We start from the raw sequence: 20,678 nt of genomic DNA on the forward strand, positions 1-20,678 counted from the left end.
ATGCCTTAGAAGAATCAGTGGCCGCGGCAGCGCTTGCTAACCCTATAATTTAGTGGCGAAGGCTTGACCAGTGCATCGTCCGGCCCAGTCATGGGGCCAAATGCGAAGCGCCGCATGTTCGGGTGAACATGCGGCGCTTCGTTTCGTGTCTGTGAGGCTTATTTCTTCAACTGTGCCTGTTCGGGGCTCGCCGGGAAGGACGGGTCCGTCTTCTTGCCGCGCAGAAGGTCGAGCGCATAGTTGAGCTGCAGGTCGTCCTTGGCTTCCGGCGGCACATAGGCGACCGAGCCGGAGCCTTCGTCGGTCTCGCTCTGGCCCTGGATGTGGCCGCGCAGATCGGACTCGCCCTGAGCCTCGACCTTGCCGAGCAGTTCCGGCGGCAGAGGCTGTTCGACCTTGATGTCAGGCGTGATGCCCGTGCCCTGGATCGATTTGCCCGACGGCGTGTAGTAGAGCGCGGTCGTCAGACGCAGCGCACCGGCTTCGCCGAGCGGGATGATCGTCTGGACCGAACCCTTGCCGAAGGAGCGCGTGCCGAGCACGGTCGCGCGCTTCAGGTCCTGCAGGGCGCCGGCGACGATTTCCGAAGCGGAGGCCGAGCCGCCGTTGACCAGCACGACTACCGGCTTGCCATCGGTCAGATCGCCCGGCGTGGCGTTGAAGCGACGGGTCTCGTCCGGGTTGCGGCCGCGGGTCGAAACGACTTCGCCACGTTCCAGGAAGGCGTCGGAGACGTTGATCGCCTGGTCGAGCAGACCGCCCGGGTTGAGGCGCAGGTCGAGCACGTAGCCCTTCAGCTTGTCGGCCGGCACTTCCGCCTTGATCTTCTCGATGCCCTTCTTCAGGTCGTCATAGGTCTTTTCAGTGAAGGATATGACGCGCAGGTAGCCGACGTCGCCTTCGGTGCGGAACTTGACCGCACGAACGGCGATGACGTCGCGGACGATCGTCAGTTCGATCGGCTTGTCCGCGCCCTTGCGCAGGATCGTCAGCTTGATCGGGGTGCCGATGGCGCCGCGCATCTTTTCGACGGCGTCTTCGAGCTTCAGTCCGCGAACATCCGCACCGTCGATCTTGGAAATGAAGTCGCCGGCAAGCACGCCGGCGCGGGCCGCAGGTGTGTCGTCGATCGGGCTCGTGACCTTGACGAGGTCGTCTTCCATCGTCACTTCGATGCCGAGGCCGCCGAATTCACCGCGCGTCTGGGTGCGCATGTCCTCGGCATCGGTCGAGTTCATGTAGCTCGAATGCGGGTCGAGCGAGGAAAGCATGCCGTTGATCGCGTTCTCGATCAGCTTGTCGTCCTGCGGCGGCGTCACGTATTGCGCCCGCACGCGTTCGAACACGTCGCCGAAGATTGCCAGTTCGCGATAGGTCGAGGTGTTGGCAGCGACGGCCGGAACGACAGCCGAATAAACCACGCCCATCGCGGTCGCGCCCATCAGCGCCCCGACCAGAACAAGTGAAGCCCTACGTATCATTTCGCGCCTTTCCAACCTCTGCTGCGGTCCACCATGGTCGGGAATCAACCGGTTTTCCGTCTTTTCGGAATTCAATGTAAAGCGTCGGCCGGTCCGTTTCCAGCGCCAAGGCCGCAGCGCTCGCCACTCTTTTTGCGCCCATCGTCGCCAGCGGTTCTCCGGCGACGACGAACTGCCCAGTCTGAACGCTCACCTTCTCCATCCCCGAAAGCACGACGTGGTAGCCGTCGCCCGGGTTGAGAATGATCATCTGCCCATAACTGCGGAAATTGCCTGCATAGACGATCCAGCCATCTGACGGCGCAGTCACCAGCGCGCCGGGATTGGTTTCCAACATGATCCCTTGCAGGGAATGCCCCGTGCCGTCTGCATCGCCGAATTTGCGCAACAGCGATCCCGCGGCCGGATAGGCAAGCTTGTTCCTCAGCTCCGAAAACACATATGCGGGCGCAATGCGGTTTTTGTCAGGCACCGCATTGCGGGCGAGTTCCCGCGCCGCCTCGCGCTCTGCCTCGCTCATACGACGGCGTTCTTCCTCCTGCGCGCGCGCCGCTTCGGCAGCCTCGCGAACGGAGGAGATCTGGTCCTCGAGTGAGCCGATCAGGCCCTGGAGATTGGTCGCCTGCGAGGCCAGTTCCTGCGCCTTGCGCTGCTCGGCCGCAAGTTCGCTGGCGCTCGTCTGGCGCAGCTTTTCCTTTTCGGCAACCAGCATCGACATGCGGCGCTCTTCCTCGACATTGGCGGTCATTGCCGCAGTCAGGTCCTCGCGCTGCCGGTCGATGCCGATGCGGATGTCGGCGAGCGCCTTGAGGTCGGCCACGAGGTTTTCGGTTTCCTTGCGCAGGCCGGGCACGACGGCGCCAAGCAGAATGGCGCTGCGCACGGAGCCGAGCGCATCCTCAGGCGTCACCAGGATCGCCGGCGGCGGGTTGCGCCCCATCCGCTGCAGGGCGGCGAGCACCTCGGCAAGCACGCCCCGGCGTGAGCGCAGCGAGCGACGGACCGTGTCTTCCTTGCTTCTAAGGTCGCTCAGCTTCTTCTCGCCATCGACGATCTGCTGTTCGAGATCCTGGCGTTTCTTTGCGGACTCGACGATTGCGGCGCGCAGCGTCTCGTTGGTCTTGTCGATTTCGGCAATGGTTTCCGTCAGCGCATTGGCGCGCTCCTGGGAAAGCGTGATCGTCTTGGAGAGCGCATCCAGTTCGCTGCGCGTACTGTTGCGGCGAAGCGTGAGGTCGGCGGCGGGGTCGGGCGGGCCCTGCTCCTGACCGGTCGCGGCGGCGGGCGGCGTGGCCTCCTGGGCGCTCGCCGGCAGGCCGATCGCAAGCGCAAGCGCAAAGGCCGCCGCAGTACGGGCAAGCCGTCCTGTGCCGTCTCTTCCCATGCCGAAAACGCTGGTCCTGCCTCGGGGCGTCATCCGTTGCGTGCGTCCATCCGAAAATATGAGGAAAAAACCTAATCTGATTTGGCGCGCACGACCAAGCATATTCTCGTTATCGCCGCGTGTACCGGGAGAGGTTGCCCGAAAAGCAGCCCCGCCGCTTCAGACCCGATGATAGGGGTGGCCGGAGAGAATGGTGACGGCCCGGTAGAGCTGTTCGGCGATCAGGATGCGCACGAGCTGGTGCGGCCAGGTCATCTTTCCAAGGTTCAGCACCGCATCGGCGCGGGCATGAAGGCTCGGATCGAGACCATCGGCGCCACCGATCGCGATCATCAGGTCACGCTTGCCGCTGTCGCGGAACGTGCCGAGAAGCGATGAGAAGCCTTCCGAATCCAGCGCCTTGCCGCGTTCGTCCAAGAGCACGAGCAGACTGCCTTCGGCCAGTGCCTTTTCGAGCTGTGCGGCTTCCTCGCGCTTGCGCGTCTCGGCGTTCGAAGCACGGCTTTCGTTGACTTCGACGACGCGGGAAAGCTCAAGCCCGATCGCCGGACCGGCCTTGGAGAAGCGATCGAGATAACGGGCCGCAAGATCCTTTTCCGGCCCCGCCTTGAGGCGGCCGACTGCGAAAAGTCCGATACGCATGACCTTGTCCGTCCTCGCTTGCGCTGCAACGCGCACTGCATAGTTCCTGAAATCGGGTCGATTCAAGGAGAATCTTATACCGCGTTCCTGGAGCCTTGCAGCGTCGTTGCGCGCCTTGTCCGGTTGACGGGCCTGCAGGTTACGATCAGTCGCAACAAATATCCGGCTGACAACGCCGCCCAAGGCGGCGCCAGCCCTTCACATTCATGCATGACCGCAACTCGGCTCGTCCGGCATTCAGCTGCGCGGCGACCCGGTCGGTCTCAATGCAAGGTACCGTCCTCGATCTCGGGAGCCGCCCACATCTTCTCGATGTTGTAGAACTCCCGGATTTCCGGCCGGAAGATGTGAACGATCACATCACCGGTGTCGATCAGCACCCAGTCACCGCCTTCCAGACCTTCGACACGGGCATTGCCAAAGCCCCCGTCTTTCAGGTCGGTCGTCAGGTGATCTGCAATGGCCATCACATGCCTGTTCGATCGCCCGGAGACAACGACCATGAAGTCTCCCAGCGCCGACTTTCCGGCAATGTTGATGCTGACGATGTCTTCTGCCTTCGAGTCCTCTAGGCTCTCGAGGACCAGTTGAAGCGCACGGACAGCGGCTTCGTCGCTAGATCCCGTGCTGCGCGGGAATGCGGTAACCGCATATCCCTTGGCGTGTGCTGTTGTCAGGGTCTTTCCTTTCCACATGAACAGAACAGGCACTTCCGATTCGAACAAAGATCGAACCGTCCATGAATGTAGGCATCAAACCGTAGCTGTTTCAAGACAGCAGAACTGAATCCCTGGAAATCATACTCCACCGGCGGCGCGAAGCGCCGTCGAACTCATCGATGAGCGAGGTCCATGGATGAAGGTCCAGGCTGGCGCGCGGTGGAAGGGGAGGCGCCGCGCGTCGTCCTCGTCGATGCGAGCATAGTCGAAGGTTTTCGCCATGCGTGAGGAGAGATAGGCGAGCGTCGAGCCCGGCCGATCGATGACGGCGATCGGGAAAGTGCGGGCGATCTTCTGCCAGTTCTGCCAGCGATGAAAGCTCTTCAGGTTGTCGGCGCCCATGATCCAGACGAAGCGAATGTCGCGGTTTCGCGCCTGCACGATTTCGAGCGTGCGGGCGGTATAGCTCTGCCCCAACGCCTTTTCGAAGGCCGTCACCTTGATGCGTGGGTTGTGCGCGATCGCTTCGCTCATGGCGATGCGGTCGGCAAGCGGCGCCAGATTGTTGTGGTCCTTCAGCGGATTGCCGGGGGTCACCATCCACCAGAGCTGGTCGAGCCCGAGCCGTTGGATCGCCGTGTCGGCAACGAGCACATGGCCCTCATGCGGCGGGTTGAAGGATCCGCCGAAGAGGCCCACCACCATGCCGGCTTCGACATGGGGCATGCGCAGGTAGCGGGCGTTCACCCTGCCTGCCGTCACCTCAGGGCCTGACCTGTCCAGCACCACGCACCCGATACTTGAAAGAGGTCAGCTGTTCGACGCCGACCGGTCCGCGCGCATGCATCTTGCCCGTGGCGATGCCGATTTCACCGCCCATGCCGAATTCGCCGCCATCGGCAAACTGGGTCGAGGCGTTATGCAGCAAGATCGCGGAATCGATCTCCGAGAAGAAACGCTCGACGACCTCGGGATCCTCAGCGATGACGGCCTCCGTGTGGGCCGACGACCAGGTGCCGATGTGCTCGATCGCACCGGAGATCCCGTCGACCAGCTTCACCGAGATGATGGCGTCGAGATATTCCGTTGCCCAATCCTCGTCGGTCGCTTCCTTCAGGCCGTCGACCGCGCCTGAGAGCTCGTCGGAGACGCGTACTTCGCAGCCCGCTGACAGCAGGGCGTTCAGCAGCGGCTTGACCAGTCGGTCGGCGTCGTTGCGGTCGATCAGCAGTGTTTCGGCAGCACCGCAGATGCCGGTGCGGCGCATCTTGGCGTTGACGACGATCTTTTCCGCCATGGCTAGATCGGCAGAGGCATCGACATAGATGTGGCAGAGGCCTTCGAGATGGGCAAAGACCGGCACGCGCGCTTCGTTCTGCACCCGGGCAACGAGGCTCTTGCCACCGCGCGGTACAATCACATCAATCGTGCCGCCAAGACCCGAGAGCATGGCGCCGACGGCCGCGCGGTCAGAGACCGGCACCATCTGGATCGCATGTTCCGGCAGGCCGGCGGCCTTCAGCCCTTCGACGAGGCAGGCATGGATCGCGCCGGAGGAATGGAAGCTGTCGGAGCCGCCGCGCAGGATCACGGCGTTGCCGGCCTTGAGGCACAGCGCGCCGGCATCAGCCGTCACGTTCGGCCGGCTTTCATAGATGACGCCAATGACGCCGAGCGGCGTACGCACGCGCTCGATGTGCAGGCCGTTCGGCCGGTCCCATTCGGCAATGATGTCACCGACCGGATCCTTGAACTCGGCAATCGCGCGAATGCCGTTTGCCATGTCGCGGATGCGGCCTTCGCTCAGCGTCAGGCGGTCGATGAAAGAGGCGGCGACGCCGCTTTCGCGGGCGTTTTCAAGGTCGATCGCATTGGCCGAGAGGATCTCGTCCGTGCGGGCGACGATCGCATCGGCCATGGCGATCAGGGCGGCGTGCTTGCGTTCGGCGCTGGCGATGGCAAGCGGTCGGCTGGCGGCCTTGGCGTTGCGGCCGATCTCCAGCATGACGGTCTCGACGTCGCCCTTGTTTTTCACCTCGTCAAGCATGGACTTCATCCTTCCGGCTGCCCTCGGCCTCAGCGCGTTTTCCGGTCATCACCATATCGTCGCGGTGCACCATGGCGGCGCGGCCGGCATAGCCGAGGATCGCGGCGATCTCGGCCGATTTCTTGCCGGCGATCTGGCGGGCTTCGTCGGCATCGTAGCCGGCAAGACCACGGGCGATCTCCCGGCCGGAGGTGCCGAGAATGGCGATGGTGTCACCGCGGCTGAAGCTGCCCGTCACGTCACGGACGCCGGCCGGCAGCAGGCTCTTGCCCGAGCGCAGCGCCTCTTCGGCACCGGCATCGACGGCAAGCGTTCCGGCCGGTAGCAATTGCCCGGCAATCCAGGTCTTGCGCGCGGTCACCGGCGAGCCTGATGGTGCGAACCAGGACGAACGGGCGCCGTCCTCGATCGCCGCCAGCGGATGGTTCGGCTTGCCTGAGGCGATGATCATGGCGCAGCCGGCGGTCGTGGCGATCTTGCCGGCATCGATCTTGGTGCGCATGCCACCGCGCGAAAGCTCGGATGCCGCACCCCCGGCCATGGCCTCGATCTCAGGGGTGATCTCGGCGATCGTTTCGAGGAAGCGGGCGTTCGGGTCGAGATGCGGCGGGGCCGTGTAGAGCCCATCGATATCGGAGAGCAGCACCAGCAAATCGGCGCCGACCATAGTGGCGACACGGGCGGCGAGGCGATCGTTGTCGCCATAGCGGATTTCTGTGGTCGCGACCGTATCATTCTCGTTGATGATCGGCACGGCGCCGAGTTTCAGCAGCTGGTTGATGGTGGCGCGGGCGTTGAGGTAGCGGCGGCGCTCTTCCGTGTCGCCGAGTGTCAGCAGCACCTGTCCGGCGACGATGGCATCGGTCGAAAGGCTCTCCGACCAGGCGCGCGCGAGCGCAATCTGGCCGACGGCGGCGGCCGCCTGGCTCTCTTCGAGCTTCAGGGCACCTGCCGGCAGGTTGAGCACGGTACGGCCGAGCGCGATCGCGCCCGAGGAGACGACCAGCACTTCGACGCCCTTGGCCTTCAGGCCGGCGATGTCGGCGCACATGGCGTCAAGCCAGGCCTTCTTCAGCCCGGTGGCGCGGTCGACCAGCAATGCCGACCCGATCTTGATGACGACCCGGCGATACTTCAAAAGCGGCTTGCGGGTCTTGGTCATCTCAGAGGTTCTCCTCGCCATAGCCTTCACCGGCCTTGGCGGCGACGATGACGCTGCGCAACGCTCGCAGCGCTTCGGTCATGCCCTTGCCGACGGCGGCAGAGAGCAGCAGGGGCTGCTCGCCGCAGGCCTTGGCCAGCGCCTTGGCTTTTATCTTCAGCTCGTCCTCGTCGAGCACGTCGATCTGCGACAGCGCGACGATCTGCGGCTTGTCTTCCAGCCCGCCGCCATAGGCTTCGAGCTCGTGCCTGACCGTCTTATAGGCCTTGGCGACATCTTCCTCCTGGGCGGAGACGAGGTGCAGCAGCACGCGCGTGCGCTCGACATGGCCGAGGAAGCGGTCGCCGATGCCCACACCTTCATGCGCACCTTCGATCAGGCCGGGAATGTCGGCGATAATGAACTCGTTGCCGTCGATGGTGGCGACGCCGAGATTGGGATGCAGCGTCGTGAACGGATAGTTGGCGATCTTCGGGCGAGCGCGCGTGCAGGCGGCAAGGAAGGTCGATTTGCCGGCGTTCGGCAGACCGACGAGACCGGCATCGGCGATCAGCTTCAGCCGCAGCCAGAGCGTCTTCTCGTCGCCCTCGAGACCGGGGTTGGCCCAGTTCGGCGCCTGGTTGGTCGCGGACTTGAAGCGGGCGTTGCCGAAGCCGCCATTGCCGCCGGCGGCCAGCCGATAGCGCTGGCCCTCGGCGACCATGTCGACGATCAGCGTCTCGTTGTCTTCCTCGAAGATCTGGGTGCCGACCGGGACCTTCAGCGTCACGTCGTCGCCGCCGGCGCCGGTGCGGTTGCGGCCCATGCCGTGCTGGCCGGTCTTGGCCTTGAAGTGCTGTTGGTAACGGAAGTCGATGAGCGTGTTCAGGCCGTTGACGGCCTCCACCCAGACGTCTCCGCCGCGGCCGCCGTCGCCGCCGTCCGGTCCGCCGAACTCGATGAACTTCTCGCGCCGGAACGAGACGGCGCCTGCGCCACCGTCGCCGGAGCGGATATAGACTTTCGTTTCGTCGAGAAATTTCATTGGGCTGCCATCTGTTCGGTGTAAGTGCGCGGTCTTAGAAAGTGTTACAGCGACCTTTGCAGGTCCTAAAGGATGCGCGGCGCTGTAATTTGCCGCCATCGATATAGGCGGTTTATTCGGAGGTCAAAGAATATCGTGCGGTTCGTTAGCTACAACATCCAATACGGCATCGGCCTCGACGGCCGCTTCGATCCCGAGCGTATCGCCGCCTCGATCGGGGACGCCGACATCATCGCGCTTCAGGAAGTGACGCGCGGCTTCCACCGCAACGGCCATGTCGATCTCGTCACCCGCTTCGAGAAGCTGTTTCCTGGCCATTTCGCGGCCTTCCACGCGCCTTGCGACATCGACATCGGTTCGGCGATCGAGGATGGACGCGCCGTCAGCCGGCGCTTCCAGTTCGGCAACATGATCCTGTCGCGCTGGCCGATCCTTGCAACCCGGCTCATCCCCTTGCCGCGCACCCGCACGATCAGCCCGATGAACCTGCAGCGCGGGGCGACGGAAGCGCTGATCGCAACGCCCGCCGGTCCGCTCCGGGTCTATTCCGTGCATCTCGATCATGTGCTGCCGGCCGAGCGTATTGCCCAGATCCGTTATCTCAAGGACCGGCTGCTCGGTTATCCGCTCGAAGGCGGCGCGATCACCGGGGCGGCCGATTTCGGCATGGCCGAGCCGCCGCATCCGGAGGACTTCGTCGTCATGGGCGATTTCAACATGGAGCCGGAGACGCCGGAATACTGCGCGATGACGGGCTCGCGCGACGCCTTCTACGGCCGTTCGCTGCGGCTTGAGAATCCGGTCGATGCGCTTGCCCATCTCGGCCGCCTGACGCCTGAAAGCTATAGCTGGATCCATCCCGAAAACCCCGAAAAACGCATGCATCTCGACTATTGTTTCTTGAGCGCCGGCCTTGCGTCTCGTCTCATCGATGCCTGGACCGACTATGAGGCCAAGGGTTCCGACCACCTGCCTGTCGGTTTCACGCTCGCATGACAAAAAAGTCCCCGCGAAGCCCGAGCTTCGCGGGGATGTTCTCTAGTGCGGTCGGCGCAGATCGGCGGCGGTCAGCCGCGTCTCGATATGGGCGACCATGGCGTTGCGCGCGAGCGCATAGACCTGGGCGCAGCCGGTGATCTGGAAGCCGATCTTCTCCTGCACCTTCAGCGATCCCGGATTGTCGGCAAAGACGCCGGAATGCAGGGTCGTTTCGGGCATGCGGCGGAAGAAGCGCTCGACCGCCGCATAGGCAGCCTCCGAGGCAAAGCCCTTGCCCCAGTAGAAGCGGTTCAGCCAGTAGCCGACATGCCATTGGCCGTGGCGGAGCTCGATGCCGACGCAGCCGATGTGCACGTCGTCACCGGTGGTGACGGCGAAGGTCCAGTCTGGCGTCAAACCTGAAGTCTGCGCCGTCAGCCAGTCGAGCGCGTCCTGCTGATCGTAGGGCGCGGGAACGCGCGCCAGCATGCGCGCCACCTGGAAATCGCCGAGCGACTGGGCGATCGCCTCGGCGTCGTTTCGCCGATGCGGGCGCAGGACCAGGCGCTTGGTCTCGATGACCGGGCAGGGGCCGGGACCGGGGCGGGCAACGATCCGCTGGCGTTCGGAAGCGAGCGCGTTCATCGCATGCCTCCCCAGCTTCTCAAGGAGACCCAGGTCTTGCGGTCGAGTCGGTACCATTCGACGGCGATCGAGCCGCCGAGCGCCAGGCTGCCGACCATGCCGCTGCCCTGGAACTGGAAACCGCACTTCTGGATGACCCGGCGCGATGCCAAGTTCATGACCCGGCAGCGCGCATCGATCTGGTCGATGTCGCGGGTGCGGAAGGCCATGTCGGTCAGGACCTGGGCGGCCTCGGTGGCATAGCCCTGGTTCCAATAGGGCTCGCCCAGCCAATAGCCGAGCTCCGCCGTCTTGCCATCGGGATGCGGCTCGATACCGCAACAACCGAGAAATGCGCCATTGTCCGCTTTGGTAATCGCGTAGACGCACTTGCCAATCGTGCCGGCTTTCGCGCGTCGCACGAAGTCGGCGGCATCGGCCGTCGTATACGGGTGCGGCATGCGCGAAACCATGGTCGCGACATTGGCATTGTTGGCAAGATGGGCAAGGGCGTCGATATCGTCTTCATGGGGCGCGCGCAGAACGAGCCGGGGTGACAACAATATCGGGCAATCGGTCCTTGACCGTTGGGGCCTCAGCCTCTGCTCGGGAGACCGGGATTGGTCTTCCCTCAACAACTCGGTTTGCATGGTTTCCTCCAGAAACGAAAAAGGGGAGTTGGGTATTGCCCCATCTCCCCTTTGAAGTCTGGCTTGGAACCATCAGGTGCGTCAGCCGGGTCGATGAGACGCCGGCTGTTTTAGAGCGCTACCGGCTTATTCCGCTGCTTCGGCTTTCGGCATTACAGACACGTACACGCGGCCATTGGCCTTCGTACGGAAGTCCACGTTGCCGGCCGTAAGTGCAAAAATCGTGTGGTCCTTACCGAGGCCGACATTGGCGCCCGGATGCCACTTCGTACCGCGCTGGCGCACGATAATGTTGCCTGCAATGACGTTCTCGCCGCCGAACTTCTTCACGCCAAGGCGCTTGGACTCAGAATCGCGACCGTTACGCGACGAACCGCCAGCTTTTTTGTGTGCCATTGGTGTTCTCCTTTAAACCTTAGATCCCTGAACTCAGTTTGCAGCGGCTTCAGCGGCAGCTTCAGACTTCTTCGAAGCCTTCTTTGCTTTGCCACCGGCAGCAGCGATGTCCAGGATGCGGACGGTCGTCTGGTGCTGGCGGTGACCGCGCGAGCGCTTGGAGTTCTGGCGGCGACGCTTCTTGAAGGCGATGACCTTCTTGGCGCGACCCTGCTCAACAACTTCAGCGCTGACAACGGCGCCTTCGACAAACGGAGCACCGATGGTTGCATCGGCGCCAACGCCGACCATCAGGATCTCGGTGAATTCGATCTTGTCGCCTGCAACGCCTTCCAGCTTTTCGATGGTGAGGACGTCGTTGGCGGCCACGCGGTACTGCTTACCGCCGGTCTTGATGACTGCGAACATTTTTTATCCTTTCATGTTCGATCCGGCTCTCTGCACGAAGACAAGGCCGTCTTTTTCTCAGTCGACAGTTGAGTGGATCTCCTTTTCGGATATCCACCGGTGAATGGGCGCAAATCGCACCCGCTGCGGTGAAGCTAGGCCACACCACTTCATTGCGCGGATTACAAGGATTTGCACAGGCGTGTCAAGGCGAAAGCAACGAGGCCGTTACATATTCTTCAAACAAGGCCCTTGCCAGCACCCGAATCTGCCGCTATGAACCCGACCGCGCCGAACAAGCGCCGACCAGCAAAGCGGAGAGGTGGCTGAGTGGTCGAAAGCACCGCACTCGAAATGCGGCGTACGGGCAACCGTACCGTGGGTTCGAATCCCACCCTCTCCGCCATAATCTATCTCACCACCATGTGCTATGCGAAGCAGCCCGATCCAGGGCGGTTCACGGAAGCTTCCGGGGTTCGTTGTTTAAACGCGCGTCTCTATCAACTCGACTTCGGCGTCCAGGAAACAAAATCGCCAGCAGGCTCGATAGCCCTGATATGGCGATCGCGGGTCGTGCGTCGCGTCAAAGGGTGACCCATCTGACAACGCTGTCGCGGCGTTGTCGCCAGCGATTGCGGTTTGCCGAACTATAGCCATCGATGCCGTTGCGAACCGGGCAAGGGCGTCGGCGGCCGGGCTGACGGCACGTTCGTGCTTCCGCGGCGAAACGCAGCTGCGCTAGGCGATTTTCAGCGCCGCGGAAATTTCCGACAAGGTGGCCTTCTCCGCATCGCTGACAGCGACGCCGCCGAAGCCCAGGAAGCCGCCTTCCTTGGCGGCTTCCGCCACCTTCTGGCTGATCTGGTATAGCCATGTGCTGAAGGCTGCGACATCACCCTGCGCCTTGGTCTCGACGAGTGTCCGGGCCTGATTCAGCGTTTCAATGCATCTGGCCTTCATGTCCTCCGGCTTGGCACCCTTGAGTTTCGTCTGCAGCCCATCGCGAGCGGCGGTCCGGCCCTCCGAGGTTTCGAAGTCGGCGACCAGCGCCTTGACGAGCGGGCTTGCTGCGGCATCGGCTTTTGCCTGCAGAAGTGCGCTGCTGTTGGCGATGCCTTCCTTCATCATCCCCCAGAGGCCGCTCGGCTCCGCGGCCGTCACGGCAATGCCGGCCATCATCACGCTCTCCAGGAGCAGCGTCCATTCTTCCGGGGTGAATGTCGATTTGTCGGCCATGGCCGTCTTCCTTCCTATCCGGTTTCGTCGATGACAATCGCCAACGGTCCGTGCGGAATGCAGGGCCGGCAGCTCATGCTGGGGCTGGTTCTTCAGGTCGCCAGTGAGGCGAGCTTGGTCTTCAATGCATCGATTGCGGGTTTCACGATGTCGGAAGCGCCGGGTATCGCAAGCACCTTGTCGAAAAGCCCGTTGAGTGTTGGCATCATCGGCCCGACGAGCGCGGAAAGGGCTGCCTTCTGTTCGGCAGACAGTTGCCCGGTGGCGCCCGTGACTTTGTCGAGCCCGGCTGAAATCTCCTCCAGTTTCGGCAGGGCGGCCGTGGCCGAGGCGGCGTCCGTGACACCGGTCAGCGTTGTCTGCAGGCTCGCCATGCTGTCCTGGACCTGCCGGCCGATGTCGACCCCGCCGACCGTCAAGCTTTGCCCCGCCGTACCAGCCTGTGGCGCGACCTCTCCGCTCGGTCTGCCGAACAGATAGAAGAGCACGGCTGCAAGCGCGAGTACGGCAATCACCCAGTAGAGCCAGTTGCGCGACCCGGACGGCGTCGCCGCCTCGGCTGCGCGCTGACCGGCTCCACCGACGGACGAAGCCGCTGTCGCGGCGCTGCGGGCGACCTGGCTCGCCGAGGCCGCGGCAGACTGTGCCGAAGCGCCGAGCCCGCCGAGCAAGCCTGTTCCGCCAAGCAGTTCTCTTGCGCCGGAGGGCAGGGCGGCCGCGATGTTGTCCTTCTGGCTCGCGAGCAGTCCGGCGATGCCATTGGCGCTGAGATCGCCGCCGCTCTGCCGGGCAAGGCCACCCAGCACGAGGGGAGCAAGCGTCGCCAGCAACGAACCGCTCGCCCGCGGGTCCATGCCGGAGATCCCGCCGATGGCGTTCGCAAGCGCACTGCCGTCCTTTGCCCCGAAGATTGACGAAATGATCTGTGACCCGTTCTGGCTAAGCGTCGCCTGATCGCCTCCCTGAAGCATCCCGATGAGACTGTCGAGCGATCCGCCCTGTTGACTGGCGGTATCGGCGATCTTCTGCGCCCCGCCCGGTTGCGCGGCGACACCCGTCAGTCCCGCCAGCACCGCGGGAATGGCGGCGCTGACGGCGCCCTGCACCTTGCTGCTGTCGAGCCCGAGCGCCGAAGCGATGCGTGCGATCATGTCAGGGGTAAGCATCTGCGCGATATACGAAACAAGATTGCTGGCCATTGGCTTTTCCTCCACGTTGATGTCGTCGGACATCGACGGCGCTCATGGAGCGGTCGTCCGACGGCGCGGCAATTGGCTGCAAGCAATTCGCGTTTATCTGATTGTCGGCCGCGAGGCGGGTTCCTCTGGAACCTTCGGCCCAAAAATATTAGCACTTGTGGATGTAAATGGCCAGTTCTCGGCAACTTGCGGAAACGGCAGAACGTGGCGCATTGAACACGCGCGCTAGTGCGCCAGCATGTTGAGCGGCCCGTGACCCGGCAGCCGAGGCAGGAGGGAAGAAGGCGGACCGTCGGCCGCAGGGCCGGTTTAAGGGTCGCGACGACAGCGCCGCAGGATGCTTGCGGTCACGCGCGGGCCGGCCTGACCTGATGCCCGCACCCATAGTCTGATCCCCGGCCGCGAGGCCAGGGATCCCGTCGGTTTCGCGTTACTTCTTCGGCGATTTCTCCGCCGGCGGCGGTGCCGCCTGCAGGTTGCCGAGCAGCGACGAGATGGCATTTTCACCGTTGAAGCCGGCTTCCTTCAGCAGTTGGTCGACGATCGGCTTGTTGGCCTGGTAGGACAGGAGCTGGCCCGCCAACCCGTCGCCAAGGCCGATGCCGTTTGCAGCACCGTCGCCGCCGCCGTTGCGGCCGAGCATGCCGCCGGTGTCGAAGATGCGGATGTCGGAGATCTTCTCGATCGGCTTGACCGCTTCTGCCAGCGCTTCGGGAATGATGCGGATGCGTTCGCGCAGGATCTCGAATTCAATGATGGCGGAGCTCAGCTTGTTGCGGGCTTCGTTGAGCAGCGCCTCGCTCTCGGCTGCGGCCTTGCCGGTTTCGAGCACGCCCTTCGCCTTGATGATCGCGGCGTCGGCCTCGGCGGTGGCCAGCGTCTTGATCGCATCGGCCTGGTCGAGGGCCGCCTGCTTTTCGGCTTCGGCGCCGACGGTCACGGCGGTCGCTTCGGTTTCGGCGTTCTTGCGGGCGTCGATGACGGCGATCTGGCGTTCGCGTTCAGCGATTTCCACGGCCTTTGCGGTTTCCACCTTTTCTTCCGCGGCAATGGCGAGCGCACGGGCGGTTTCAGCCTGGGCCTTCGCCTCGGACTCTTCCCGGCTCTTGTTGGCAACCGCGATGGCGCTTTCCTGCGAAACGATCTGCAGGTCGCGGCGGGCTTCCGTGTCGCGCTGCTGCACGGCGCGGGTGGCGTCGATGTTGGCGCTTTCACGCGCCTGCTTGGCAAGCGCCTCGCGTTCGGCGATCGCCTGCTCGGCGGCGATGCGAGCTTCTTCCTCGGCGCGCTTGGCCGCCTGTTCCTGCTGCGCGGTTTCGGCGCGGGTGGCGGCCGACTTGTTGGCGATGTCGCGTTCCTGGTTCAGCTCCGCCTCGCGCTTGGTGCGCTCGATCGTCAGCGATTGCTGGCGGGCTTCCAGATCCTTCTGGGCGATCGCGACTTCGGTATCGCGCACGATCTCGTTGCGCTCCTTCTTGCGGCCCTCGGTAATGCGGGTCAGCGCCGCAAGACCATGCGCGTCGAAGAAGTTGTTGGCGTTGAAGTGCTTGATATCCGTCTGGTCGAGACGGGTCAGCGAAACGGATTCGAGTTCGAGACCGTTCGACTGCAGGTCGGCGCCGACCGCTTCCTGCACCGCCTTGACGAAATCCATGCGCTGTTCCTGCAGCGCGTCGAGGCTCATGGTGGCGGCGACCGAGCGCAGACCGTCTACGAACTTGGCCTCGATCAGCACGCGCAGCTGTTCGGCATCGTTGGTACGGTCGCCGAGTGTCTGGGCTGCAAGCGCGATCGAGGAAGCGTCGGGCTTCACGCGCACATAGAATTCCGCGCCGATATCGACGCGCATGCGGTCCTTGGTGATCAGCGCGTCGCCTTCGCCACGACGGACTTCAAGGCGCAGCGTCTTCAGGTTGACGCGGGCGATCGAGTGGAAGATCGGCAGCACGATGGAGCCGCCGTCGAGGACCACCTTCTGGCCGCCAAGGCCCGTGCGCACATAGGCTTCGTCGCGGCTCGAGCGGGTATAGAGCGATGCAAGAACAAAGCCGATGCCGAGGATCAGGACGATGCCGATGCCGGCCGGCACCAAGAGTTCATAAAACATGGTTGCTCCGTGAGACTTTAAGACGTGGAATTTTAAGGATTGGGCGGCGTCAGCAGCTCTGCCGGCGCCGATATCGCAATGAAAATGTTGGAAACGCGGTCGACGACGAGCACCTGCGCGCCGATGGCGATCGGTTGCTCGTTGCGGGCGGCGCGCGCGCGCAGCACATGCCAGTTGCCGTGGCGATCCTTGAGGCGGATGCGTCCCGGCAGGCCCTGGTCCAGTGGGCCGACGGTGACTTCGCCGCTGCGGCCGACGAAATCGCCGAGATCGACGGCATAGCTTTCGTCACGCGGCACGATCTTTGCCACCCATCGGGTCGACATCCGAACTGCGGGCAGCGAGACGGCGAGTGCCGGTAGCGCCGCGACAAGGGCAGGCAGCGGCGCCCACAGGGCCCCGGCCACCGCCTGGATGACAAAACCGATCATCGCGAAGAGGCCGAGGAAAAGCATCAGCAGCACGAGCAGCGGTACGCCGCCGACATTGAACCAGGACATCAGCCCGCCCAATGCGCTGTGGTCGTCCAGCCAGGCCTTGTCGATCGCCTCGCCCAGTGAGAAGCCGAGCAGCAGGCAGAGGAGCTCGATGCCGGTGAAGGCGGCCAACATCACCGCCGCAACCGCGAAGGGTAGGGATTCCGGGGCGAGGAAGAACAGCATCGGCGTCAGTGCTGCTTTGCCTTGAGTGCGGCCAGTCTCGCCTCGATCGCCCGATCGCGATGCAGGCGGTCGAGTTCGTCCAGCTCGGCGCTGTTGCCGTGTTCTCCGCCCGGTACGCCCGTGGCGCGGGAGACGGCGGCAGCGGCGCGGGCGGCACCGTCCACCGGGCTGGGCTTCGCCAGGCCCGAAACCTTGCTCTCGGGGAACTGGGCGATGCTGCGCTTGAGATCGGCGAGCCGCGCCTCGGCCTCGCGGCGGGTGGCAAGCACCGCCTGCAGCGCCTGCTGGCCCTCTTCGAGATCGGTGCGGGCGCCGGCGAGCGCCTTGTCCAGCGCGGCCAGCTGCGATTCCAGGTCGATCTGGCGGGCGACGCCGGCCTTGGCAAGGTCTTCCCGGGCGGCAGAGATGGCGGTGCTGATCTTTTCGTCCAGCTTTTCGAGATCGGCCCCGATTTCGTCGCGGCGGCTGAGGATGCGATACTCCTCGGCGCGTGCCTGGCCGATATCGACCCGGGCCTCTTCGGCGGCCGCGTCGATTTCGCGGAGCGCCTGTTCGACGATCACGATCTTGTTGCTGCCTTCCGCCTTGTCGACGGCGGCATTGGCGAGACCGGCGATCAAGCGGCCCATACGGGATAGGATGCCTTCATTCGTCATCATTTTCTTCTCCGTTCGGTCGGAATGCGTGGTGACGCCAATGTGGATCTGATAGCCGCCTTTCTGTGCAACGAGCTGGGCGGCGAAGATATTCAGAGTGCCCGGCGAATAGCCGGCGACGTCGTATGGGATCGCGACGCGACCACGCACGGTGGCGACGGTCAGATCCGACGGTCCCTTGATTGCGAAAAGCTTGTCGTCCAGCGGCAGCCTTTCGGCATTGGCCTGCTGTCCGCGGTTTGCCGCGAAGTCACGCAGTCCAAGCGTGACCATGCGCGCCGGAAGCCCGGTGCGCTCCCGGACCGTTTCGTAGGCAAGTTCATGCAACGTTACGAGATTGGCGCCCGCCTTTTCGCCGGCGAGTTCATCGAGCATCGCCAGCATGTCGCCGTAGGCAACGAAGGTTTCTTCCAGCGCACGTCTGGCCTCCGCGTCCGGCGCGAGATCGTAGTACAAGATCGACGTGTGGTTGCCCTGAGCCATGAGCAATAACATAAAGCACCACTTTCGTGCTTTCAAGGATTGGCTCAGGTTTAAGTTGCAATTTTCTTCTGCTGAACGCGCGCAACGGTCGCGCGCCGGCAATGCGGGTTGCAGCGGGCGGAAGAGGGGCGCGTTGAAAGCGGACGATGTCCGGCGGGTTCACTCCGCCGCGTTGTTGCGCAACCAGGTTTCCAGCGCGGCAATCACCGAGAGCCGCAGGCTTGCGCCCTTGGACAGGGCGCGGGTGAGGGACAGGTCGTCGCCGGCAAATCCCATCTCGGCCATGATGTCGTTCGCCCGCATCCGGCGGCGATTCATGATCGTGCGGATTTCGGCGATCGTTTCGGGGAGCAGGTAGCGACCGCTGGCAATCGCGGGGGGCGCTGCGAGCGGCGGATCGATATGAGCGTGTGGGGCAAGCCCGTCCGGGCCGCCATTGCTGCTCAGCCACTTGAGGAACGTTTCACGCTCGGTGGGGCTTGCCTTGGTCCAGGAATTCTTGAGCTTGTCGAGGCGCGTGCGCTCGTCCTTAAGCCCTGCCGCGATAAGCGCCTTGCGCAGCGACGGGATGCGGCCGGCGATCAGATCCGCATGGATGTCGGGAAAATCGAGTTTCAGGCGCTGCACGTCCGCGGTTTCGTCGCTCTTGGTTTTCTTCGACATGCTCATTCCCGCGTCGTTCGTCGGCGACATGCTCTAGCGTGCTCGTGCGCCCGGCGCGAGCGAAATAGGTCGCTATCCTCTATCCTTTGTCGGTCGACCCCGTTAGGGAGCGCATGGAGAATAACGCGACGCTGCGTGCTGTGCCCTTCGCCTGATGTCATGCATCCAGCTTTACGCAAGTCCCTTCGCCTATAGTCACCTCAATGGCCGGGATGTGACACGGCGAATGAAGGACAATGATATGTCAAACGATATCGAGCATTACCGCGACCCATCCGACAAGATGGTTGCCCTCTATCTCGCGAACAATGACGGCGACGAACTGACCGATGTCTTGGTCGCCGCGCTTGAAGATGCCTTCCGCATCCTCCGTGACGAGATCTCCGGCGAAACGATGCATTGAGCGGAGCGCGTCTCCTCCACGAACTATTTTTCGAACGTAATCCGCCATCGGTTGCGAATCGAATCAGGGATGTCCTGTTCTGACCGGGTTCCAATCGGCGACGCGTCGGATGTCGGGAGAGTTCGCGGCCACGTATCGCTTGCGCTAGGGGAGGCGCACAAGCATGACATTTTCTATCTGGCATACGGTCATAGCGCTGCTGATTATCGGCGTACCGGTCTGGCTGATCCTTCGGGCGACGACGACTGCCGAACCGGCCTGCTTGCAGGCCGGTGTTTCATTCGATGACCATCGGGCGCGCCGTTCAAGCTTGCTGAAGCAGCGCTTCGGCTGAAAGGGCTGACGCCAGTACGGTCGCATCGGTTCCGTTTCTCCCAACCAGCATCAGTCCGGCCGGCCGCACAAGGCCCGGCATCGGCAGGGTGATAGCGGTGAGATCGAACTGGTTGGCGACCTGGCAGTTGCGCAGCAGCAGGCTCTCCACGCGGTCGTATTCCGCCGCGTCGGTGTCGACGCTTGCGATGGACACGGCCGCAATCGGCGTCGTCGGCAGTGCGATGAGATCGTAGGGCGAGAGCCGCTCGTCCATGGCGGCAGCGAGCGCATGCCGGGTTTGCAGCAGGGCCGAGATCGTCGCGTCGGGCACCAAAAGGCGGCGGCGAAGCGAGAACTTGACCCTTTCGTCGACTGGGACGGCCGCATCACCCAGCCATCCGGCGTGGATACGGCTTGCCTCCAGGCCCGCAATCGAGCCGATCCGCGTCGCTTGGCCGAGCTTCTCGATCAAGTCATCGATGGTGCAGTCGACGATCTTGGCACCCGCTTTGGCCAGTCGGTCGAGGCTTGCCGCAAAGGCGTCGGCGACTTCGGGGGAGAGGTCTTCAAACAGCCTGCCACGGGGGATGCCGATACGAAGATCTGCGACAGGACGGGCGACAAGCGGCCTTGGCTGCTCGCCGGCCATCACAGCATCGGTCGCCGCACAATCGGCAACGGTCCGGGCGAGCGGCCCGAGCGAATCCAGAACCGGCGAGAGCGGAAAGGCGCCATCGAGCGGGATGCGGCTGGCTGTCGGCTTGAAGCCGACGATGCCGTTCAGCGCCGCGGGGATGCGGATCGAGCCACCGGTATCTGAACCGATGGCAATGTCGCAGGTGCCTTCTGCCGCCGACACGCCAGCGCCCGAGGACGAACCGCCGGGGATCAGGCTTTCGTCGGTGGCGTTGCCGGGTACCGGGTAGTGCGGATTGAGGCCGACGGCCGTAAACGCGAATTCGGTCATATGCGTCTTGCCGATAATGACCGCACCGGCAGCACGCAGCCGCTGGACAACGAGCGCGTCTTTTTGGGCCGGCGGCGCGTCGCGCCGGATGATGGAGCCGGCAAGCGTCGGTTCGCCGGCGATATCCAACAGGTCCTTGATTGAAACGATCTTGCCGTCGAGCGGCCCAAGGCTGTCCCCCGCCTGCCGGCGGCGGTCGGCCGCGTCTGCCTCGCTCCGCGCGCGCTCTTCGTAGAGCCGGACAAAAGCCTTTTGCTCGTGCCGACGATTGTTGAGCCGGCTCAGGATCTGTTCCAGGCGGTCGCGGACGGAGACGTTGGCGGCATGGGACACGATGATCACCTGTCGATTTGTGAGGCCACCGAACGGAGGCAGGAGGCGGGTTCGTTGCCCGGATTCACCAGGGCCAACGCTGATCGCCTTTGATAACAGCATTGGCGGAGTTTGCCATCGTCCCATTGTCGCCGCGGCCAGCTCCGGCCTTCACCGAACTGTCGCCAAACCGTTCAAATAGTTTCATGCGCCTGTTACGTCGCTGACACCCAGATGACCA

22 protein-coding genes and 1 tRNA gene are annotated in these 20,678 nt (G+C 63.7%); 4 read left to right on the forward strand and 19 right to left on the reverse strand.

Going from position 1 to position 20,678, the window contains the following annotated elements; translation table 11 throughout:
• Nucleotides 1-158 precede the first annotated feature (158 nt).
• The 8 genes from BLU15_RS10695 to obgE all read right to left on the reverse strand — a co-directional run bounded on the left by BLU15_RS10695 (nucleotide 159) and on the right by obgE (nucleotide 8,399).
• Nucleotides 159-1,481: a S41 family peptidase gene (locus tag BLU15_RS10695; protein ID WP_034802677.1), complete on the reverse strand. Its 1,323-nt coding sequence runs from the start codon at nucleotides 1,479-1,481 to the stop codon at nucleotides 159-161.
• Entirely contained in the window at nucleotides 1,471-2,865 is a 1,395-nt protein-coding gene (locus tag BLU15_RS10700; RefSeq protein ID WP_090295278.1) for a murein hydrolase activator EnvC family protein, read from the reverse strand. The genes BLU15_RS10695 and BLU15_RS10700 overlap by 11 nt, the downstream gene beginning before the upstream one ends.
• A 159-nt stretch (nucleotides 2,866-3,024) precedes the next feature.
• A complete protein-coding gene (rlmH, locus tag BLU15_RS10705; protein WP_060521428.1) occupies nucleotides 3,025-3,507 on the reverse strand; it encodes a 23S rRNA (pseudouridine(1915)-N(3))-methyltransferase RlmH in 483 nt (160 codons plus the stop codon).
• A gap of 263 nt (nucleotides 3,508-3,770) precedes the next feature.
• Nucleotides 3,771-4,202, reverse strand: a complete 432-nt coding sequence (rsfS, locus tag BLU15_RS10710; RefSeq protein WP_034802667.1) for a ribosome silencing factor — start codon at nucleotides 4,200-4,202, stop codon at nucleotides 3,771-3,773.
• A gap of 102 nt (nucleotides 4,203-4,304) precedes the next feature.
• Nucleotides 4,305-4,913 carry a nicotinate-nucleotide adenylyltransferase gene (locus BLU15_RS10715; protein WP_089044395.1) on the reverse strand — a complete coding sequence of 203 codons (609 nt, stop codon included), beginning with the start codon at nucleotides 4,911-4,913 and terminating at the stop codon, nucleotides 4,305-4,307.
• Nucleotides 4,914-4,929: 16 nt separating this feature from the next.
• Entirely contained in the window at nucleotides 4,930-6,213 is a 1,284-nt protein-coding gene (locus tag BLU15_RS10720) for a glutamate-5-semialdehyde dehydrogenase (RefSeq protein ID WP_090295457.1), read from the reverse strand.
• A complete protein-coding gene (gene proB, locus BLU15_RS10725; RefSeq protein WP_060521426.1) occupies nucleotides 6,206-7,375 on the reverse strand; it encodes a glutamate 5-kinase in 1,170 nt (389 codons plus the stop codon). The genes BLU15_RS10720 and proB overlap by 8 nt, the downstream gene beginning before the upstream one ends.
• Before the next feature lies 1 nt (nucleotide 7,376).
• Entirely contained in the window at nucleotides 7,377-8,399 is a 1,023-nt protein-coding gene (gene obgE, locus BLU15_RS10730; RefSeq protein ID WP_090295280.1) for a GTPase ObgE, read from the reverse strand.
• Nucleotides 8,400-8,534: 135 nt separating this feature from the next.
• On the opposite strand from obgE, the gene BLU15_RS10735 reads away from it, so the two are divergent.
• Nucleotides 8,535-9,395 (forward strand): endonuclease/exonuclease/phosphatase family protein, encoded by an 861-nt coding sequence (locus BLU15_RS10735; RefSeq protein WP_090295281.1) that lies wholly within the window; start codon nucleotides 8,535-8,537, stop codon nucleotides 9,393-9,395.
• A 42-nt stretch (nucleotides 9,396-9,437) separates the two neighbouring features.
• On the opposite strand, the gene BLU15_RS10740 is transcribed toward BLU15_RS10735, so the two are convergent.
• From BLU15_RS10740 to rplU, 4 genes are all read right to left on the reverse strand, one after another.
• A complete protein-coding gene (locus tag BLU15_RS10740; RefSeq protein WP_060586506.1) occupies nucleotides 9,438-10,022 on the reverse strand; it encodes a GNAT family N-acetyltransferase in 585 nt (194 codons plus the stop codon).
• A complete protein-coding gene (locus BLU15_RS10745; RefSeq protein WP_034802649.1) occupies nucleotides 10,019-10,651 on the reverse strand; it encodes a GNAT family N-acetyltransferase in 633 nt (210 codons plus the stop codon). The genes BLU15_RS10740 and BLU15_RS10745 overlap by 4 nt, the downstream gene beginning before the upstream one ends.
• Before the next feature lie 126 nt (nucleotides 10,652-10,777).
• The gene (gene rpmA, locus BLU15_RS10750) at nucleotides 10,778-11,047 is read right to left on the reverse strand and encodes a 50S ribosomal protein L27 (protein WP_034802646.1); all 270 of its coding nucleotides are present in this window, start codon (nucleotides 11,045-11,047) and stop codon (nucleotides 10,778-10,780) included.
• 33 nt (nucleotides 11,048-11,080) lie between these two features.
• Nucleotides 11,081-11,455, reverse strand: a complete 375-nt coding sequence (rplU, locus tag BLU15_RS10755; protein WP_034802644.1) for a 50S ribosomal protein L21 — start codon at nucleotides 11,453-11,455, stop codon at nucleotides 11,081-11,083.
• A gap of 295 nt (nucleotides 11,456-11,750) precedes the next feature.
• Between rplU and BLU15_RS10760 the strand changes: the two genes are divergently transcribed.
• Nucleotides 11,751-11,840 (forward strand) — tRNA-Ser (locus BLU15_RS10760).
• Between the two features lie 332 nt (nucleotides 11,841-12,172).
• On the opposite strand, the gene BLU15_RS10765 is transcribed toward BLU15_RS10760, so the two are convergent.
• The 6 genes from BLU15_RS10765 to BLU15_RS10790 form a co-directional block, all read right to left on the reverse strand.
• Nucleotides 12,173-12,670, reverse strand: a complete 498-nt coding sequence (locus BLU15_RS10765; RefSeq protein ID WP_090295283.1) for a hypothetical protein — start codon at nucleotides 12,668-12,670, stop codon at nucleotides 12,173-12,175.
• A gap of 92 nt (nucleotides 12,671-12,762) precedes the next feature.
• Nucleotides 12,763-13,869, reverse strand: a complete 1,107-nt coding sequence (locus tag BLU15_RS10770) for a DUF937 domain-containing protein (protein ID WP_162731864.1) — start codon at nucleotides 13,867-13,869, stop codon at nucleotides 12,763-12,765.
• A 430-nt stretch (nucleotides 13,870-14,299) separates the two neighbouring features.
• Complete coding sequence (locus tag BLU15_RS10775; RefSeq protein WP_060611126.1) at nucleotides 14,300-15,976, reverse strand: flotillin family protein; 1,677 nt, start codon at nucleotides 15,974-15,976, stop codon at nucleotides 14,300-14,302.
• A gap of 32 nt (nucleotides 15,977-16,008) precedes the next feature.
• Complete coding sequence (locus tag BLU15_RS10780; protein ID WP_090295287.1) at nucleotides 16,009-16,638, reverse strand: OB-fold-containig protein; 630 nt, start codon at nucleotides 16,636-16,638, stop codon at nucleotides 16,009-16,011.
• A 5-nt stretch (nucleotides 16,639-16,643) separates the two neighbouring features.
• On the reverse strand, nucleotides 16,644-17,789 hold the full coding sequence (locus BLU15_RS10785; RefSeq protein ID WP_244546727.1) for a PspA/IM30 family protein: 1,146 nt from the start codon (nucleotides 17,787-17,789) through the stop codon (nucleotides 16,644-16,646).
• Nucleotides 17,790-17,936: 147 nt separating this feature from the next.
• Nucleotides 17,937-18,440: a hypothetical protein gene (locus tag BLU15_RS10790; protein WP_034803102.1), complete on the reverse strand. Its 504-nt coding sequence runs from the start codon at nucleotides 18,438-18,440 to the stop codon at nucleotides 17,937-17,939.
• 241 nt (nucleotides 18,441-18,681) lie between these two features.
• Here BLU15_RS10790 and BLU15_RS39500 point away from each other — a divergent pair, with 241 nt between their 5' ends.
• Together BLU15_RS39500 and BLU15_RS39505 are read left to right on the forward strand one after the other, a co-directional pair.
• A complete protein-coding gene (locus BLU15_RS39500; RefSeq protein ID WP_090295460.1) occupies nucleotides 18,682-18,843 on the forward strand; it encodes a hypothetical protein in 162 nt (53 codons plus the stop codon).
• A gap of 163 nt (nucleotides 18,844-19,006) precedes the next feature.
• On the forward strand, nucleotides 19,007-19,177 hold the full coding sequence (locus BLU15_RS39505) for a hypothetical protein (protein ID WP_162731863.1): 171 nt from the start codon (nucleotides 19,007-19,009) through the stop codon (nucleotides 19,175-19,177).
• Here the strand turns inward: BLU15_RS39505 and BLU15_RS10800 are convergent.
• Entirely contained in the window at nucleotides 19,148-20,458 is a 1,311-nt protein-coding gene (locus tag BLU15_RS10800) for an amidase (RefSeq protein WP_244546728.1), read from the reverse strand. The genes BLU15_RS39505 and BLU15_RS10800 overlap by 30 nt on opposite strands.
• Between the last annotated feature and the right edge of the window lie 220 nt (nucleotides 20,459-20,678).

The sequence above is a fragment of the Ensifer sp. YR511 genome (assembly GCF_900103045.1).
GTDB classification, from domain to species: domain Bacteria; phylum Pseudomonadota; class Alphaproteobacteria; order Rhizobiales; family Rhizobiaceae; genus Ensifer; species Ensifer adhaerens.